The organism is Methylobacterium organophilum, from assembly GCF_022179465.1.
Taxonomy (GTDB): Bacteria; Pseudomonadota; Alphaproteobacteria; order Rhizobiales; family Beijerinckiaceae; genus Methylobacterium; species Methylobacterium organophilum.
The window spans coordinates 191,830-208,808 of the sequence record NZ_BPQV01000010.1 but is presented as its reverse complement, the minus strand read 5'-3'; the positions used below and the strand labels follow the sequence as shown (position 1 = coordinate 208,808).

General features: G+C 63.1%; 16 protein-coding genes. 7 read left to right on the top strand and 9 right to left on the bottom strand.

What is annotated here, in order from left to right; genetic code table 11:
• Positions 1-47 precede the first annotated feature (47 nt).
• Positions 48-2,051: a glycosyltransferase 61 family protein gene (locus tag MFF21_RS17240; protein WP_238312524.1), complete on the bottom strand. Its 2,004-nt coding sequence runs from the start codon at positions 2,049-2,051 to the stop codon at positions 48-50.
• 914 nt (positions 2,052-2,965) lie between these two features.
• On the opposite strand from MFF21_RS17240, the gene MFF21_RS17235 reads away from it, so the two are divergent.
• The 4 genes from MFF21_RS17235 to MFF21_RS17220 are packed head-to-tail and all read left to right on the top strand — an operon-like array spanning position 2,966 to position 6,913.
• On the top strand, positions 2,966-3,430 hold the full coding sequence (locus tag MFF21_RS17235; protein WP_238312523.1) for a hypothetical protein: 465 nt from the start codon (positions 2,966-2,968) through the stop codon (positions 3,428-3,430).
• Between the two features lies 1 nt (position 3,431).
• Positions 3,432-4,001, top strand: a complete 570-nt coding sequence (locus MFF21_RS17230) for a hypothetical protein (protein ID WP_238312522.1) — start codon at positions 3,432-3,434, stop codon at positions 3,999-4,001.
• Positions 4,002-4,004: 3 nt separating this feature from the next.
• Positions 4,005-4,937 (top strand): glycosyltransferase family 2 protein, encoded by a 933-nt coding sequence (locus MFF21_RS17225; protein ID WP_238312521.1) that lies wholly within the window; start codon positions 4,005-4,007, stop codon positions 4,935-4,937.
• Entirely contained in the window at positions 4,934-6,913 is a 1,980-nt protein-coding gene (locus MFF21_RS17220) for a glycosyltransferase (RefSeq protein ID WP_238312520.1), read from the top strand. The genes MFF21_RS17225 and MFF21_RS17220 overlap by 4 nt, the downstream gene beginning before the upstream one ends.
• 629 nt (positions 6,914-7,542) lie before the next feature.
• Here MFF21_RS17220 and MFF21_RS17215 read toward each other — a convergent pair.
• Entirely contained in the window at positions 7,543-9,126 is a 1,584-nt protein-coding gene (locus tag MFF21_RS17215) for an aminoglycoside phosphotransferase family protein (RefSeq protein WP_238312519.1), read from the bottom strand.
• Between the two features lie 10 nt (positions 9,127-9,136).
• Positions 9,137-9,517: an HAD hydrolase family protein gene (locus MFF21_RS17210; protein ID WP_238312518.1), complete on the bottom strand. Its 381-nt coding sequence runs from the start codon at positions 9,515-9,517 to the stop codon at positions 9,137-9,139.
• Between the two features lie 1,189 nt (positions 9,518-10,706).
• Between MFF21_RS17210 and MFF21_RS17205 the strand changes: the two genes are divergently transcribed.
• Positions 10,707-11,036 (top strand): hypothetical protein, encoded by a 330-nt coding sequence (locus MFF21_RS17205; RefSeq protein ID WP_238312517.1) that lies wholly within the window; start codon positions 10,707-10,709, stop codon positions 11,034-11,036.
• Positions 11,037-11,059: 23 nt separating this feature from the next.
• Here MFF21_RS17205 and MFF21_RS17200 read toward each other — a convergent pair whose 3' ends face one another.
• Both MFF21_RS17200 and MFF21_RS17195 read right to left on the bottom strand, forming a co-directional pair.
• Positions 11,060-11,311 (bottom strand): PilZ domain-containing protein, encoded by a 252-nt coding sequence (locus tag MFF21_RS17200; RefSeq protein ID WP_373325039.1) that lies wholly within the window; start codon positions 11,309-11,311, stop codon positions 11,060-11,062.
• Between the two features lie 267 nt (positions 11,312-11,578).
• Positions 11,579-11,821: a PilZ domain-containing protein gene (locus MFF21_RS17195; protein ID WP_238312515.1), complete on the bottom strand. Its 243-nt coding sequence runs from the start codon at positions 11,819-11,821 to the stop codon at positions 11,579-11,581.
• A gap of 460 nt (positions 11,822-12,281) precedes the next feature.
• On the opposite strand from MFF21_RS17195, the gene MFF21_RS17190 reads away from it, so the two are divergent.
• Entirely contained in the window at positions 12,282-12,491 is a 210-nt protein-coding gene (locus MFF21_RS17190) for a hypothetical protein (RefSeq protein WP_238312514.1), read from the top strand.
• Positions 12,492-12,567: 76 nt separating this feature from the next.
• On the top strand, positions 12,568-13,209 hold the full coding sequence (locus MFF21_RS17185) for a DedA family protein (protein WP_238312513.1): 642 nt from the start codon (positions 12,568-12,570) through the stop codon (positions 13,207-13,209).
• 75 nt (positions 13,210-13,284) lie between these two features.
• Here MFF21_RS17185 and MFF21_RS17180 read toward each other — a convergent pair whose 3' ends face one another.
• From MFF21_RS17180 to MFF21_RS17165, 4 genes are read right to left on the bottom strand one after another with little or no spacing between them, the layout of a single operon-like run.
• Positions 13,285-14,880, bottom strand: a complete 1,596-nt coding sequence (locus MFF21_RS17180) for a cytochrome c (protein WP_238312512.1) — start codon at positions 14,878-14,880, stop codon at positions 13,285-13,287.
• A 43-nt stretch (positions 14,881-14,923) separates the two neighbouring features.
• Positions 14,924-15,271, bottom strand: a complete 348-nt coding sequence (locus MFF21_RS17175) for a hypothetical protein (protein ID WP_238312511.1) — start codon at positions 15,269-15,271, stop codon at positions 14,924-14,926.
• A gap of 3 nt (positions 15,272-15,274) precedes the next feature.
• On the bottom strand, positions 15,275-15,772 hold the full coding sequence (locus tag MFF21_RS17170) for a TspO/MBR family protein (RefSeq protein ID WP_238312510.1): 498 nt from the start codon (positions 15,770-15,772) through the stop codon (positions 15,275-15,277).
• Entirely contained in the window at positions 15,769-16,977 is a 1,209-nt protein-coding gene (locus tag MFF21_RS17165) for a geranylgeranyl diphosphate reductase (RefSeq protein ID WP_238312509.1), read from the bottom strand. The genes MFF21_RS17170 and MFF21_RS17165 overlap by 4 nt, the downstream gene beginning before the upstream one ends.
• Positions 16,978-16,979: the final 2 nt, after the last annotated feature.

Genomic DNA, 16,979 nt, shown 5'->3' with positions numbered 1-16,979 from the left:
CGGATCACCGGCGTGCCGTTCTCGGCCGGAACGCCGGTGCCGAACCGTCAGGCCTCTTCGCCGATCGCCTGAACTAACAGCGACTGAACCTCGCCGGCTCCCGGGCTGTCCGTAACCGGTCGAAACGCGATCCTCTCTCCTTTACGGAAGGTCACTCCGGTTACGGGGACATAGTGCGAGGCCGACGCCGCACTGTTTTTCCGGGGAGTCGAGAGGACGCGCTGCCGGACCTCGCCCGAAACCACGATCTCGAGATCGGCCAGGCCGGTTTCCATCATCATCCCCAAGAGAATGCCATGTTCCGAAGCCTCGTAAAGTGCGAGTGGGACTGACGACGGCTGCGGCCAGGGCTGATCGGGCTGTGCAACGGCGACCTTGATCGGCTTGCGCACTCTCAAGGCAGATCGGCGGCGCCCCGATGTCAAGAACAGGTCGATATGGGCCGCGATCAGTGCGCCGGCCATTTTCGCGAAATAGGGATGAAGATGCGTGTCATCCATGAACATCTCATCGATGCTCGACTTGCCGCAGGAATGCATGACTCGGATGATCAGCGGCCTGCAATCGATCAGGCAGGCTTCCGAAGCCTGGCAGATCGTGCGGTAGGCATGCAACGTTGCCGGATCAGGCTGCGTCATGGCCGCCTTATCAGGCCACAGTAGCACCACCGGCCGTACAGCACGCGGCAAGCTGTCCAGCACCAGCGGCATATCGCGCAAGATCTGCTCGACATTGCCATTACAATCGCTGGTATAATAATCCAGGATAACAAGATCCTGTTCGGTCTGGCGTGCACGGAATGTGCGGGAGATCCAGCCGGCGAGGCCGAAATTCGCGGTCTCGAAAGAGATATTCTCCAGGCGACCGGATGTGCTTTCGGCCAGCCCCTGGGCAAACCCCGTCTCCAGAAGGCTGTCGAAACCACCATTCAGCATGATGTTCTTGCCCAGGCGCCGGTCACCGGTCACGAATAGGGATTCCCGCAGGTTTTCCGTAAAGGCCGGAGCGTCGATGATGTACTCCGCATTTTCGATGCGGCTCTCGGGTTCGGCGAGCTTTGTCTGGTGGAAGGCGAAGAAATACGTAAGGTCAAAGCCGATGGCGCGATAGAGCAACGGAAAGAAATAGGATCCCTTAAAAACCGGATGTTCGATGATAAACATGCTCGCCGACAGCGGCAAGAAAATCAAGTTCATCATATTGGCGCCGGTCAGACTGACGGCCATCGACACGCCCTGCGCCTCCGTCGCCTTTTCCGTCAGACTCTTGCTGTCGAAATCCCGGATTGGGATGCCGATTTCATCAAAAGCTTCCTCAAGCTCGGCAAAGTTGAGCAGGACACGCTGATTGCCCTGGTAGTTCATGTTCGGCTTACGACCGAAGAAGATCGTCCTACCTCTGCTTGGCCGCTCTTCAGGATCGATCCCTGCCTTGAAAAGAACCTGCATGCGGAAGAACCGCAGGGCTTGACCGAGAACGGCAGGCGGCGTCGACATGTTGCGCGCCATCGCACCGGGATAATAGACCGGGCCGGCAACCCGAACAGCTTCACCGTGCTTGAGGTAGATGAAGGTGCGATCCGGGAAGCAAGTTTCAAGAATTTCCCGGACATGACCATGATCCGAGGTGACGATCGGCAGGTGCCGCAAGGCTTCGATCTGACACACCGCCCAGATTCGAGGAAATATCTCTACAAGAAAATGCTGGTAATTCTTGTCCCAGATATGCGTGCAGAAAATTGCGCCAGCCTGGTCCTCCCGCAATAAGTGATCATGCTTCAAATTTGCAGCAATCTCCTTATTCACATAGTCAAATTCTTCTTTCATCGGATATAGATCGTAAAAGGTTGTATCCGGACAAAAAGCTTCGCCCTGGATCACGCCATAGGTGGTGATCATGCCACCGTGGAATCGATAGAGCCGGGGAAACCGACCGTCGAAGGTGTCGCTCAGCGGTCCGTATTGCGTCAGCTCGACGAAACCGTCCTGCACGTCCGCCAGAAAGAGATCGAGGGAGCGCATATCCTGAACGACATGGGCGTGGAACGTCACGGGTGAAAGATCCTTATCGCGGCCGCTATGCGGCATAGTTCGAGAGCGGCGAAGGCCCGCTTCAGCGTCGTAAACCTGCAGGTTGGGCTGGACCAGACCCGGCGTGTCATGGATCTACCGGACCGCAGTTTCCCTCATCAGGGGCGCCCTCGATCCTACTCCCTACGGTGTTTCCGGTTCGACTTCGTTGCAGGATTGGCCACAACCAGCACAGCAACCGAGGGATGCACAGCAGTATCAAAGGACCACCGGAGGCTCCTCCGAGTTGGTGGAGGGCCCTACCGAGACGACATGGGCGGGTGACATCAAGAAAACTCGAGCACCGACTCTGCCGAATCTGCGGCTTCAACGGATCTCCTCACTCTCGCCGCCTTCATCATGATTCGGCACAAGCCGACTGCGGAGAGAAACAAGAGTTCTGCAAGCTCCTGCACGCGCGGAATCAGGATGCGCAAGAAGGGCGAGTCCCCATGACCCCGGAGAGAAGCAGGCTGCATGAGCTACCTTCCTGCAAATCAGCTTGTCCCGTATCAGGCCGCCGATCGCCGCCGCGGTTTCCCAATCTCCAAATCCCTCACCCGGCAAACCTGCTCCCTCGTCAGACTCCCGAGTTTCTTGCGCCAGCCGATCGTCCGTCATGCCGAGGACCAAGACCGCTCCGGCCACGCTCCGACCCCGCGAGATCGCTACCTCCGCCTGCCGCAGCTTGGCAGTCAACCCCTCGGCTTTTGCCGGGTCGTTCGCATCCCGTCCCCCCTCGTCTGGCTCGAAAGCCATACATCCGGACGGACCACTTCAAGGGGAGGTGGATCAGGATTGACATTGCGTTGCAGTATGGCATGAAGCATTCGATCCTAAAATTCTGTCTGACCGTCCGCGCGAGCTTGCCGGTCGCCGACTAAGTAGAATAGAAGATGATGTCGACCGAGCTGAAAAAAAATAGCTCCTACGAGATTGTCGACACTCTACCATCGGTTGTTGAAATATCGGCGGATACGCCGCTCGACAGTTCGAACGGACTCCATTTTCGTGAGTGGTCACAGCCAGGGCAGGGATGTTATCGCTGGTCCGGTGCGGCCGAGCGGATTCGTCTGCCGATCCGAATCGATCGAAGCGCCGGCAACGTCATCTCCATCCATATGATGCGGGCGATGTGCGAGCCTGCCCGCATCCGTATGCTGGTCGACAGTCAAGAGGTCGCAATCACCGAGACCATCCAGGCGTACGGCATCCTCGTATCAGCTGCCGTGCCGCCTTCGCCACGCGGTGCGCTGCTTCTGGAAATCATTTCGACCACGCAACAGGAAGGCACTTTTCCCGGAGCGCGGACCCTCGGACTTGCTGTCCACCATATCCGCGTCGCGTCGGGAAATTTTTGACATGAGCAGCTTAACCGACTTCACGCCTGTACTCGACAACGCGTCCGACCGAGGTTTGACGGCACAGATAAAGCAACTCGCGGCACGGCAGCGGGCTCTAGAGGCCACGCTCGCGGATCAACAGCGCGCCCTCGACGCAGCGGTCAAGGCCGGATTTGCTGCCGGGCGGGCAGCCGGTGTCGGTTCGGCCGGCAGCGCATGGCGCTTCGACGCCCGGATGCCGAACACGGTCAGTGATCGGCTGTCTTTGCCGGAGCGTGACGAAACGGGCCGCTGGGTCCGGTGGCTGGTGAGCGCATCCCTCCTGCCGATCACCGTGCGTCTCCTACCTGACCGGCAATACGACCTGACGGTCGTCGTACCGAAGTTTGCTTCGGAAGTCGCTTATCAAAGCCTTTACGTGCGCGCGAACGGCCAGGATCTGCCATGGCTGACTTGGGAAGGCGCTACCCGCACGACGATTGTCTCGCATGGTCCGGAGGAGGCTTTGAGCCTTATCCTCGCTGTCGCGGATCCCGGCGAGTCGGACGCGCCCTTCGCGATCTCCCTCATCGATCTCAAGGCTCGGTGACACGTGGCCTCTTCCGTTCGCCTGACCGTCGCGATCTGCACCTACGATCGCTACGACCTTCTCGACAGAACACTGGCCGCGCTGCTGGAGCATGATCGCATCGACGGTCTCACCACAGAAGTCGTCGTCGTCGACAATACGCCGCCTGATCGGCGGCGTCCGATCGGCCTGCCCGACAGTCCAGGGTGGCGCGCGACCATCTGCGAGGATGTCGGACTCTCCCACGCCCGGAACAGCGCGATCGACCAAGCGGCCGGCGAGATCATTACCTTCCTCGACGACGACGCCCTCGTCTCGCCGGGTTGGACGCGGGAAATCCTCAAGGCGTTCGATGCCAATCCCGAGGCATTGATCGTCGGCGGGCGCGTCGTGCCGTTATACGACGATCCGGACGAACTGCCGGAATGGTTCGATCCAAGCTTGGCCTCGCATCTGTCCTGCATCGACTGGTCGCCGGTCGGCCGGTTCTTGAAGGAAGGCGAATGGTTGGTGGGCGCCAACCTGTCATTGCGTCGGACCGTATTCGAGACCCATGGTCGCTTCGATCCCGCGCTCGGCCGGCGCGGCGTCGGCTCGCTTCTGAGCAACGAAGAAATTGCGCTGATGGAGAAAGTCGGCCGCCAGCGGACTTTCTACTGCCCGGAAGCCTGCGTCTCGCACATCATCGCAGCCGATCGCCTGACAACGGAATATTTCCGCCGCCGAGTCTTCTGGCAGGCCATCTCGGACATGGTGTCGGGCTCTTGCTGGATGACGAACGAGCAAGCGCTCGAACGCTATCGCGATCGGATGGTGCGCTCGCCGGCACAATATCGCAACATAAAAGCCCTGTCCTATGACCCGCGCACCTCCGCTGAGTTCCTCATCCAGCTTGATGCGGTCTACGCGATGACGATGCTCGCGGGTGCCGGCTTTCGACAGGGAGGCGATGTATGACGCCTGCCGAGAGCACCCCGAAGGGCCTGTCGAACCGCTTCGGGCAAAACGTCCTATTCATTACCCCCTTCGCATCGCATCCGGCCGATGCTGGCCAGCGCCGGCGCGTCCATCAGATGGCCTCGCATCTCAAGCGGTCCGGCTACCGCATCACTTTCGTTCTCTTCGCGCTCGAAATGCCTTGGTACTGGTATTTCGACGAGCCTGCCTATCGCGAGATGGTCGAGGCCTGGGATGAAGTCCATGTCTATCCCGCCTCGAAGCAGGTCGGCCTGCCACCCCGGGACGGTTATGCGCACGGTCTCGACGAGTGGTGGGATCCGGGTTTTCAGCAGTTCCTTGAACGTCTCGCAGACATCAAGACCTACGATGTCGTTATGGTTTCAAATGTCTGGCTCTCCAAGGCATTTCAAATTTACGATGGATTGACATTCAAAATCTTAGATACGCACGATATTTTCAGCGCGCGACTCAGTATCGCGCAGCGAGCCGGTATCGCGCCGGAATTTTTCTGGACACGTAAGGAAGAGGAAATCCTAGGCTGGAGCAGGGCCGACCTCGTCCTCACCGTGACCGACGAGGAGATGTCCTACTTCGGTGATAGCTCGGTCCCTCCGACCATGAGCATCCCCATCGTACCAGCTCGAGCCCGTAGCGCCCCCCGGCGGCGGACCTACCTGCATGAGGATCGCGTCGTGTTCGGCGTTCTCAGCAGCGCGCAGATCTACGCGGCAGAAGGTCTCAAACGCCTCCTGATCGAACTCGAAAGCTCCGTCGCCGACAGCTACGCGCCAGTTGACATCGTGGTCGCTGGCAAGATCTCCGATCACGTGGAGACGGCCCTCCCGGTGCGTAAACTCGGCTGGATCCGATCGGAGGATGATTTCTTCGATCAGGTCGATTTCGTCCTGGCGCCGCAATTCGAAGGAACAGGATTTAAGGTCAAGGTTGCCGACGCGATGATGGCTGGCATGCCCATCCTGGCCAGCGAGCATTCCGGGATTGGTACATTCCTGCCGAGAAGCCTGCTCTTCGCAACGCCGAAGGCGCTGGCGGGCGCGATGTGCCGGATCGCGTTGGAGCGGCCTGCCCTGTCACGGTTCAACGCGCTGGTCACGCAGGCGACACAGGCCTTGATCGCCAAGCGTGATCGCTCCGAACAAGATCTTGTCGAGGCGATCAGCGTGGCGCGGGGTGCGTTCGTCTTCGACCTACGACGGCTCACAGCCGCCGAGCACTTTCCGATCATGCTGTCTTACATCAGCTGGACGCGGTTGGTATCGGCGAGCGCTTCGGTATTCGTTCTCGTGGACAATGGTTCGAAACGTGTGGTGGACCGTCTGAGAAACCGCTGGTTCCGGATCGTCACCGAGGAAGAGTTGCCCGATTTCCTGGCGGCACGGCTGGAGGCCATTGCGCTGGGGCCCTTCCGCGTCAGTGACATTCCCAGACATAGGCGAGATCCGCGCTGGGATTGGCTGCTCGGAGCCGAATGTGCGGAAATGGGGAAAGCAGACGGGTCTCTGGCCTATCTGCCGCATCTACATACTGACGTGAGCTGGATGCCTGGGCTGATGCCCCTGGCAGAATCCATTCAGAAAAACCCGCTTCTGCACGGAACCGTGCGCCGCATCTGCGTGACGGAAGAACCCATGCTCGCCAGCGCTCTGATGCGGGTCTGGGGAGCGTCCGGAATCGCCATCTCCGTCACGGATCGGCTGGCAATGCGCACGCTCGTGGCGGCTTTGCTCACGCTGGCGGACAGCGCCCCCGTTGAGATCCTGTGGCTCTGTGAAACCGACACACCGCTGGGGCGGCTGATCCACGAGATCGCGCTGAGCAAGCATCTGAGTTTCAGCAGCGCCGACTCGACCCAGGAGCCGTCTTTCGAGAATGCGGAAGCGTACGGACTCGCTCTTCTGGCGGATTTGTACGGCACGAATACTTCGGCGCGCCCAGGCATCACGATCTGCTGATGCGGTATATCAGTGTACGGTCCGAGCGATAACGTTCGAGCCGTACACTCACGAAAGCGCGACTTTAAAACAATTCTGATATAGGCCGATGCGGCCTCGTAGATTGACTACGACAGTGTCGACGCCATTTAAGGGCCGCCCTAAACGATCATAAATGCACCATTTGAAAAATTTCTAGAGACAATTGAAGCGATCTAGCGCCGAGCAGGGACAGCATGCTTTGGACAGTCTTTTGCGGAGGCGATCTCGGATGGCTCCGCTCCCGACAAACGGAACGATCACTGCCCGTCCACAAGGCTCACACGCCGCCCTAAGCTCGAAACACCGGGAGCGTTCCTGCACGCTTTGATCGCGGAGAGGGACGACAGAACCCTGGAGAAGATGCGTGCTCGCGTACGGGACGAGCGCGCTCTCACGAACCGTCTGCCGTTCACGATGAACGACAACGAATCCATGCGACGCGCAACAACATGCAAAATACGACAAGGCGTGCTCGAAGACCGTTCGACGATTTCTAGACCGTCTTTCAGTTTGTCAGCCGACATTGGTCAAATGAGGGTTGAGCTTCCTCATCGAAGACACATACGTAACGTTGCGACCCATAAACTGACAGGATCAATACAAATCCATCATGTATCGAGCGCGACGAAGAGCCGAAGTGCGTTTGCCAAAAATGCTTTTTGTCGGCTGGGCTTATCAGCGTGCAGGGGGATCATGGAGAGGAACAAGTGGATTGTGAGAGCGAGATTCTCCGGGTCACCGATCCGATGGCCGGCGAGGGACCGCTCCGATCCCACCTGACCGAGCCATCGGATCGGCCCCTCTTCCGGGAACGAGATCGTCATCGACCGCTCGCCCGTGGTGTCGAGCACAAACCGGTTGGCAAGGATAAAGTCGTATCCCTCGATCGAATGGTTGAGCTTGGCGAGATCGTAACGCAGATCTCCGTACATACTCGGTTCGTTGTTTGAAAACGACCCTCGTGGATCGATGACCTTTACGGACTGCTCGCGAAAATCATAAAAAATATTGGGAAAACAGAAATCACCGTGCATCAGGCCAATGACGTCCGGCGTGCTCTCCGAGATGAGCTTCGCTGAAATTTCAGCGATGCGGGTGAGGCTCGGGAGGGGATGTCCCGCATAGGTCCACTCGTCATCAAGGTCGATGCCGGAGGTCCTGGCATAGTCCAGAAGACGCTCGGGCGTCTTCTGCGTTACCAGTTTGTCGATTGCGGAATTAGCCTCCACTGGGGCAGGCACGTGTGCGCAGCGGTCGAGAAACTCGAACGCCGAGTGGAATATCTGCTGCCAAACCTGCTGACCGAGATGGCCGAAAACAAAAAGCTCGTGCAGTGTCGGACTGTGCTCGTAGGCCGTTCGGTAGGAAAAAACACCCTCATCGTTGGTTTCAGAGCCGAGATATAACGGCGCATAAAGCCGCATGATGGGCGGGAGGGCCTCGAACCAGCTCGCCTCGTTGCGGGCCTTCTTCTCGTTGCTGCTGGATTTCTCGACGATACGATGCTTGATTTTCAAGCTGTTGAACGCACGAGCCGTCGTGATCTTGGCGCGCGAACGATAATACGTCTGCAGATGGCCGCAATCCAACCACTCGCCCAGCTGACGCAGACGGAGCGGCGCCGCCGTACTGGAGTAGATATTGAGAGCTTCCAGGAAGTTGCCACGTGAAACGGCGAGGGCACGCCGGAAGTCATGCCCGCTTGCGAATGAAAAATAGCCGGTCAGCACGGGCCCGCTCGGCACACCGGTTGCACCGGTTTGGGAGAAGCGGCCTGTCCCGTCGACGACACCCCACGAATACGAGAGGGGGGAAGACTCGACCGAGACGAGATCGAGTTCGGTGGGAAGTTCGTTGAGGAAGACGGTGTCGCCGTGAAGGATCCTCACGGGTCCCGAGGCGCATACGACGGCAAGTGCGTAAGCGACGCTTTCCCCGAGGGTCAGGCCGTCGGGAACGAACAGGACCTCGGCGCCCCGGCCTCGCAATTGTCCCAGGTCCCAAACCGTCGGCTCGAAGGACTGGGGGAGCGTGACGACGATGCGCCCCGGTAAGGCGGCGGCCTTCTCGATCTGCAGGGCGATGAGCCGATCATGCCCGATCGGGAGGAAGCTGGGTGGCAGGAGGCCATATTCTGCCGCGATCTCCGCATTCACATAGGCTGCGGAGGTGATGAGGGTGATGGGGCGCATCAAGATTCGCCTAATTCTGAGATTTGATGCCGACCAGGGCCTGGATGCCGGCGAGATCTAGGGAGGTGAACTCTTCCGGCCTGATCGCCTTGTCATCGACGTAGAAGCCCTCGGTGCCGCACCACGGCTTGCCGACCAGGACCTCGTCATAGGGAATCGCATGCTTGTCGAGCCATCCCAGTATTACGGGCAGCGTCTTGACATTAATCACGCCAATATTACCCTGGAACGTATTCATATTTCGTGCTGTGCTAATAACAATCTTAAACCCCAGATCCTTCATTTCACGCAGCTTCTCGACCACGTCGAGTCGTGGCTTGCGTTGGTCGTATGGCGCACCCGGCTCGTCGATGGTCAGCGTCCCATCCAAGTCCATCACAATCGTTTTCATGATTTATGCGCCTAATTTCGAAGACGTGATTCGGAACGCGTTCCCGAAAGGATCCTCAACTTCGGAAGGCGTTGCGTCTCTTCGAGGAATTTGGATCGTTGCCCGACCGATGCCGGCAAATGGGGCTCGGCAACACGGCGCCTGCCGAGACGGGCGGGTCGATCCAGCCGCCTTGTCCATGCTTCGGGCACGGCTCTCGGTCGTTGTTTTGACGCGCTCTCTTGCGCCGAACCGGCATCCATTTTCGCGGCGAAGGCTCTCGCGTCGCTCCGGGCCACGCCGGCCGTTCTGGCCCGGCTTGGCCTCCGGGCATCGGCACGGCCGTGATCCCGATCGAGGCGATGGCGTGAGGGATGCCGGTTTTCGTGGAAGCTCCCTAGCCTGCGGGACTGGAGCGATGACGAGATCATCCCCACCGTTCTCCCCCGACGTTGTTAGGTCTGCACACGAAACAGCGCTCAACCGGCAACCGAACCCGACTCGTAAGGTGGATCCAGACGACCGTCGCGACAGGGGCTGTGTGAGCGGGTTGCGGGAACCGGTCAAGCTTTTTGGCAGACGTTTCCGGTCCAGCATCCCGGATTTCGGCCGCGACCGATGACCTGGCAGGTATTCCAAACCGGGCTCTGTGGGGGGCTACTTCATGGCAGAAACCATAGGCAGCCAGGGCTCATGTCAAGGAAGATGATCGACACGGGCCGTCGGCGGCCCAGCGATGCGCGTGGACGCATACAACCTTTAGTATACTATTCGGGGCGGCCATGGCTCCGCCCCTCTTGAACAGGGAGAGAGGATTTTCTGTTTCAGGCTTGCGATGCGCAATCTTCAGTTGAGCTCCCATAACACCTACTCTCCCGTGAGCAGTCGGGCCTTCTCACATTCCTTACGCTTCATCCGACGCGACCGGTCCGTCTGCAAGCCATCGGACTGCCTACGCCGGCAGTTATCGCTCCGCTCGGGGATCACCGCCTTCTCACGCTCGTGCGAGACTCTTGCCCTGTGCCGTCCGCGCTCGAGCCGCCGCAGTTCCACATCACCCGCTGTGCGCCCGTGTTCGGACTTCGCCGTCGCTCGGCGCCGCCGGGCCGGTCAGCCCAGCGGTTTCTCCCGCCATGTGCCGCGTGTGCCGGTGCCGCGTCCGATGGGACGTGCTAGGCTGCCGGCAGAGATGCACGCCTCGGGAGGCACCATGAGGACGGTTCTGCTGGTCGGCGCGCTGCTGCTCGTACCCGGCGCCGCGTCGGCGGCCTGCCAATGCGTCTGCGCGGCCGGGAAGTCACGGGCCGCCTGCTCGTTGCCGACGGATGTCGAGCCGATCTGCATGCAGATCTGTCCCGAGAAGATCGGATCGGACAGCGTGGCCGCCAGCCCGATCAGCAGCGGCCTTGGCGGAGGGCTGGGCGGCAGCCTCGCGTCGGGCGCGGCGGCGGCGCAGGCCTCCGGCCTCGCGAGGGCGATGTCCCAGGGCCTGCCCGGCGGATTGTCCGGCGCGGGCGACCCGCGCCTTCTCGAGCGCTGAGACGCGCGCCCGCAGGGACCGCCTCAGGCGGCGGTCTTGAACTGCGCGCCGATCGTCTCGTCCGTCCGCCAGGCGACGGCGCAGACGCGCACCTCGCCGAGGCAGGGCGAGACCAGGACGAAGGTGTCGGGCACGGGCCCGGTATCCGGCAGGGTCAGACGCACGCCACCCTCGGAGATGTCGTAGAGCATACAGGGTATCGACGTATGCTCGTCGATCGCGATCAGACCGTTCTCCGTCACACGATGACGGGGGGCCGCGCGCCGCTCATCCATACCGGGTGTCTCGCCTTCTCGTTCGCCGTCCAGTGTGAGCATGGGCGTCTTAAGGCTTCGACGGTCGGGTCGTTCGAATTGTAGCGATCGGACACCCTTTCCGATTGAGCGGCCTGGAACGCTTCGCGCCTTCCTTGCAAAGTGCCGCCGCGTCCGTCCGGCGGGAAGCGCAGCGTCCCGACGTCGCGCGATCGGCCCGGCGACCGGATCGGGATTTCGGCGAGGGCTCGATGAGGCGACGTCCACCATTCCCGGATGGCGCCGGCCTCACTCGAAGGCGACCCCGAGCGCCCGCGCGCCCCGCCAGGCCACCCGCGCCGGCAGGCTCTCGCCGGTCGACTCGATCTGCAGGCGGAAGCGGTCCGGGATGCCGAACTGGTTGCCGACGAGCAGCATCGCGCCGCCTTCCGAACGGTCGTTGACGCGGCAGGGGATTCCCAGGCAGGTGGGCGCGACGATCAGGGCGTGATTGTCCGCCCAGATGCGCGGCTCCTTTCTCCGATCACTCATGGTGGATCTACAGATCGCCTCCGAACAGGCTTCGATTTTTGATTCTCAAATGTTGATCAAAGCTTAAAGCATTCGGATACAGGCAGAATTTGACAATTCGCTCGTCGCAGAACAATCACGGAGGCGTGAAAGAGCTTTTCACGGGCCGTCCGTCGCGCGGAAGCATTGAAAGAGGTTAAAGAGCGCGACTGTGAAGCATCCGATGGCTTCTTCCCGCGCCAACTCGCGCAGAAATAAATCGCTTCCGAGAACTCAACTTCGAGTTGCGCCAGTGGCGCAGGGCGAGCCCAGCAAGACGGCCTTCTCGTCACGGCTCGGCCTCAAGGATGTGCGGCGGAGATGGTTCAGGGATTGCCGCATTGGGAGAGAAGGCTTTCGAAAAATGCATGCAACCGATCGGCGTCGACGGACTTGTCCCCGCTCATTCCTGAAACGCGCCGGAACGAGCCGGCGAACGACGATGCTGCACGCGCATTCCCTTCTCCCGCCCATGGCCGGTCCCCGCTCCAATCCCGTCCTGTTCGGGATCGCGGACGGTCTGGCCAAGCTCTTCCCGGTCGACGCCCTCGACCGGCCGCACCGACACGGAGCGCCGCGGGACGGGGCGGGCGAACGCGCGGCCCCGGATGCGGGGCCTTCCGGAAGGGTGGCGAAGGGCGCCACGGGCTGACCGCCTTCGCGCCCCGTTCTGGCCACGTTCCTGACGGCAGGTTCCCGCCGTCGAAACGAGCGGGGGATCCTCCACGATGTCGTTCCTGCACGACCTGCCGGTCGCGGACCTGATCGCGCATTACGGCTATTTCGCCATCTTCGGGATCATCGCCCTGGAGAGCGCTGGCGTGCCGCTGCCGGGGGAGACGATCCTGCTCACCTCCGCCGTCTATGCCGGCAGCACGGGCAATCTGAACATTGTGCTCGTGGTGAGCGCGGCCGCTGCCGCGGCCATCCTCGGCGACAATCTCGGCTACTGGGTCGGGCGGCGCTGGGGAATGCCGCTGCTCCTGCGCCACGGCCACCTCATCGCCCTCGACCATGGCCGTCTGAAGCTCGGGCAGTACCTGTTCCGGGAGCATGGCGGGAAGATCGTGTTTTTCGGCCGCTTCACCGCGATGCTGCGCGCCTATGCGGCGGTGCTCGCCGGGGTGAACAAGCTCGATGCCCGCCGCTTCATGCTGTTCAACGGCCTCGGCGGCGTGGCCTGGGCCTCCATCATGGGCTTCGGCGCCTATTTCTGCGGGCGCTCCATCGAGCACATCGTCGGCCCGGTCGGTCTCGCCCTGCTCGCCTTCGTGGTCTTCGGCGGCCTCGCCCTCTGGCTGTTCATGCGCCGCCACGAGGAGCGCCTGCTCCTCAAGGCCGAGGCGGCCATCCCCGGCCCGCTGAGCTGAGCTCGGCTGAAAGATCTCGATCGGAACCGGAAAAGGCCGCCTCTCGGGGCGGCCTTTTCGTTTGCGCCCCGGCGTTCAGGGCTTGGACGGGCTGTCGCCGGAGGCCGGGGGCTTGCCGGGCTCGGCGCTCGCCTGCTTCTCGGGGTGCTTGACCTGGCTGTAGGCGATGTTGGCGAAGGAGCCGATCGTCGCCGACCAGCCGAGCGGGGCGGTGTCGCCCGCATCGCGATTGGCCGTGCAGAAGGCGCTCGTCAGGCCGTTGACCAGGGCGTCGTCGGCCGCGCCGGTGCCGGCGGATTTCAGCTTCGGCACGAGGGCGGACAGGGTCGGCACGAAGTCGTTCGGCTTCAGATCCTTGAGGGCGTCGGGCAGTCCGGCCTCGCCGAGCGCCGCCTTGAGCTTCTCGTTCTCCACCGTCGAGCAGGCGGCGTTGCCCGCCATCATGGTCTGCGTGCGCCCGCGCAGATCCGCGACGATGCCGGTCTCCGAGACCGGGGGCGCCTTGTTGCCCCAGGAATTGCGGATGTAGTCGGTCACGTCCTTGATCTGCTGGTCGCTCATCTCCTGGCCGATCGCCGGCATCGGCGCGTAGCCGCTCTGCGCCGACAGGCCGCCGAGGACGACCCGCAGCACCGTCTCCGGTCCGGCCGACTGCACCGAGGTGTTGCCGGCCAGCGCGGGGATCGCACCCTCGACGCCCTTGCCGTCCGGGCGGTGGCAGGAGGAGCAATAGGTCAGATAGGTCTCCGCGCCCGGGGCGCCGGGGCCGTTGAAGGCCTGCAGGTCCTTCTCCTTGTAGGTCTGCTTGGCGGGCACCGTGCGCAGATAGGCGACCATCGCCTTCAGGTCGGCATCGCTCAGCTTCGACAGGGATTCCTCGATGGTCTGGCGCATCGGTCCGGCGGCGACGCCGGGGCGGTTGCCCGGCGCGGTACCGGTCTTGAGGTAGGCCACCACCTCCGCGTCGCTCCAGGCGCCGATGCCCTGGTGCCCGTCCGGCGTGATGTTGGGGGCGTACCAGCCGTCGATCACGCCGCCGCCGAGCCGGCCGGCGATGCTCGTGTTGCCGACGAGCTTGCGCTCGTTGTGGCACATGCCGCAATGGCCGAGACCCTCCACGAGATAGCCGCCGCGGTTCACCTCGGCGCTGGCGTTCGGGTCGGGCTTGAAGCGCTCCGCGGAGAAGAAGGCGGTGCGCCAGGTGATCAGGGCCGTGCGCACGTTGAACGGGAACGGGATGTCGCTCGCCTCCCGCTTCTCCTTCACCGGGGGCAGCGACTTCAGGTAGGCGAAGATCGCCCGCGTGTCCTCGTCCGAGACCTTCGTGTACCAGCCGAAGGGGAAGGCGGGGTAGAGATACTCGCCCTCGTCGCCGATGCCGTGGCGGAAGGCCTTCTCGAAGGTCTCGTAGGTCCACTTGCCGAGGCCGGTCTCGTCGTCCGGCGTGAGGTTCGGCGTCTTGATCAGGCCGATCGGGGTGTTGAGCCCGTAATTGCCGGCAAAGGGTTGGCCGCCGGGCTTGGTGTGGCAGGCGGTGCAGTCGCCCACCGTCGCGAGGTACTTGCCGCGTTCGATCAGATCCTTGTCCGCGTCCTGCGCCGAGGCGGATTGCGCGACGGCAAGAAGACTCGCCAATCCCGACGCGAGGCCGAGGGCTTTTCTGCGGTCCATGGGCCTTCTCCGGGTTCGGATCGGATCGAGAAGAACAGTAATTCTAAATTGAGCGCCCGGGCGGGAACGCGGTGTTTTCAACCGATGTTCCAGGTGAGCAGTATTGCTGCCTGCGGCGAACCGTCTCCCGCGCGAAGCGCAGGGCCAGGTCGGCGAGATGGGCCAGCAGCGAGAGGGCGAGCCAGGGCGCGATGCTCGTCCAGGCCGATCCGAGCAGGGCGGCGCGCAGGGCGAGCATCAGCCCTACCCCGGCGAGCAGGCTCGGCAGCAGGGCGGGCAGGGAGGGCCCCCGGCCGAGGACCCGGCGCAGCCAGACGAGGCCGAGCGTCTCGGCGACCACGAGAACGAGAATCAGGTCGACGATGCGGCCGGAGGCGAACAGGCCCTCCATGGCTCAGGCTCCCCGGAGGGACGGGTTGAGCCGGACGATCCGGAGGTTCAGGCAGGCGGCGATGCCGACCCAGAGGAGATAGGGCAGGTTCATCGCTCCTGCCGCAGGCGCGGCGCGGCCGGTCACGAGCACCAGCACGGCGATGGAGAGCCAGAGGAAAGCGACCTCGGTCAGCGCCCAGTCCGGCCGGCGCAGGCGGAAGAACAGCACGCTCCAGGCGATATTGAGCACACCGTTGATGGCATAGGCCCAGACCAGCACGACCCGGGCGGCGAAGCTGTCATCGGCGTTCCAGGCGATCACCGCGGCGCCGGCGGTCAGCGCGAGGATCACGGTCCAGATCGGCCCGAAGGCCCAGTCCGGCGGCTTCCAGTCGGGCACGCGCAGGCTCCGGTACCAGGCGTCGGTCACCGTCGCGAGGCCGCCCGCGACGGCCACGACGAGAGCGGCGAGGGCCGCCACCACCGGCGGGCCGAGGCCGCCCTGCGTGAGCCCCGTCACGTCGAGGCCCATCGGAACAGGTGGGCGAGGTCCTTGAAGAAGATACGCGCATGGGCGGCGGGCTTCGCGCGCACCAGCTCCTTGTTCATGTAGGCGTCCCAGGTGAGCTGCTGCACGTCGCGGTCGCGGCAGATCGCGACGAAGCGCTCCCGCAGGGCGTCGTTGCGGTACCAGACCCACTGCATCATCCCGAGGATCCAGAACACGCGCCCGTGCAGCTTCATGAAGCGGCGCCGGGCCTCGCCGAGGGCGCGGGCATCGCCCGTGCGCAGGAAGGCGCCGGCGGCCTCGGCCGAGAGCCGGCCGCCGAGCATGGCGTAGTAGATGCCCTCGCCGGAGGCGGGCGCGACCACCCCCGCGGCGTCGCCGGCCAGCAGCACGTCGCGGCCATTGTCCCAGCGCTTCAGCGGCTTCAGGGGGATCGGCGCGCCTTCCCGGCGCAGGGTCTGCGCCGCTTCGAGGCCGCTCGACCGGCGGAGCGAACGGATCGAGGAGCGCAGCGAGAAGCCCTTGCGGGCGCTGCCCGTGCCGACGCTGATCGTGTCCCCATGCGGAAAGATCCAGGCGTAGAAATCCGGCGAGAGCGCGCCCTGGTAATAGACGTCGCAGCGCGTGCCCTCGACATCGGCGCCCGTCTCCGGCCGGCGGACGATCTCGTGATAGGCGAAGACCTGCCGCATGGCGGCGTGGCCCGGAATCTCCGCGCGGCCGACGGGCGAGGTCGCGCCGTCCGCGCCGATGACGAGCCGGGTCCGGACCAGGCTCTCGCGCTCCGTCTCCCCCCGGCCGCAGCGGAAGCGCACGAGGGTCTCGCCGCCCTCGCGGGAGACCTCCTCGAACACCGCCTCCCGCAGATCCGCCCCCGCCTGCCGCGCCCGCGCGCGCAGCCAGGGGTCGAAGGTCTCCCGGTCGACCATGCCGACGAAGCCGTCGCCGATCGGCATGTCCACCCGCTTGTCCTTCGGCGAGACCATGCGGGCCGAGCGGATGCGGGCGACGAGGAGCGAGTCGGGGATAGCGAAGTCGCGGATCAGCCGCGGCGGGATCGCGCCGCCGCAGGGTTTGATCCGGCCCGGCTTGTCGAGGAGCAGGACGGAGAAGCCGGCTCCGGCGAGGTCGGTCGCCGCCGTCGCGCCCGCCGGCCCGCCGCCGACCACCACCACGTCGAAGCGTTCAAGGCGATCGGAAGAGGGCGGGTGGGCCATGG

Excerpts from the sequence above, each read along its gene's own strand:
- MFF21_RS17200 (WP_373325039.1), bottom strand. The coding sequence starts at position 11,311 with ATGGATGAGCGGCGCGCGGCCCCCCGTCATCGTGTGACGGAGAACGGT.
- MFF21_RS17230 (WP_238312522.1), top strand. The coding sequence starts at position 3,432 with ATGAGCAGCTTAACCGACTTCACGCCTGTACTCGACAACGCGTCCGAC.
- MFF21_RS17165 (WP_238312509.1), bottom strand. The coding sequence starts at position 16,977 with ATGGCCCACCCGCCCTCTTCCGATCGCCTTGAACGCTTCGACGTGGTG.
- MFF21_RS17190 (WP_238312514.1), top strand. The coding sequence starts at position 12,282 with ATGCTGCACGCGCATTCCCTTCTCCCGCCCATGGCCGGTCCCCGCTCC.
- MFF21_RS17220 (WP_238312520.1), top strand. The coding sequence starts at position 4,934 with ATGACGCCTGCCGAGAGCACCCCGAAGGGCCTGTCGAACCGCTTCGGG.
- MFF21_RS17210 (WP_238312518.1), bottom strand. The coding sequence starts at position 9,517 with ATGAAAACGATTGTGATGGACTTGGATGGGACGCTGACCATCGACGAG.
- MFF21_RS17195 (WP_238312515.1), bottom strand. The coding sequence starts at position 11,821 with ATGAGTGATCGGAGAAAGGAGCCGCGCATCTGGGCGGACAATCACGCC.
- MFF21_RS17205 (WP_238312517.1), top strand. The coding sequence starts at position 10,707 with ATGAGGACGGTTCTGCTGGTCGGCGCGCTGCTGCTCGTACCCGGCGCC.
- MFF21_RS17180 (WP_238312512.1), bottom strand. The coding sequence starts at position 14,880 with ATGGACCGCAGAAAAGCCCTCGGCCTCGCGTCGGGATTGGCGAGTCTT.
- MFF21_RS17235 (WP_238312523.1), top strand. The coding sequence starts at position 2,966 with ATGATGTCGACCGAGCTGAAAAAAAATAGCTCCTACGAGATTGTCGAC.
- MFF21_RS17215 (WP_238312519.1), bottom strand. The coding sequence starts at position 9,126 with ATGCGCCCCATCACCCTCATCACCTCCGCAGCCTATGTGAATGCGGAG.
- MFF21_RS17185 (WP_238312513.1), top strand. The coding sequence starts at position 12,568 with ATGTCGTTCCTGCACGACCTGCCGGTCGCGGACCTGATCGCGCATTAC.
- MFF21_RS17175 (WP_238312511.1), bottom strand. The coding sequence starts at position 15,271 with ATGGAGGGCCTGTTCGCCTCCGGCCGCATCGTCGACCTGATTCTCGTT.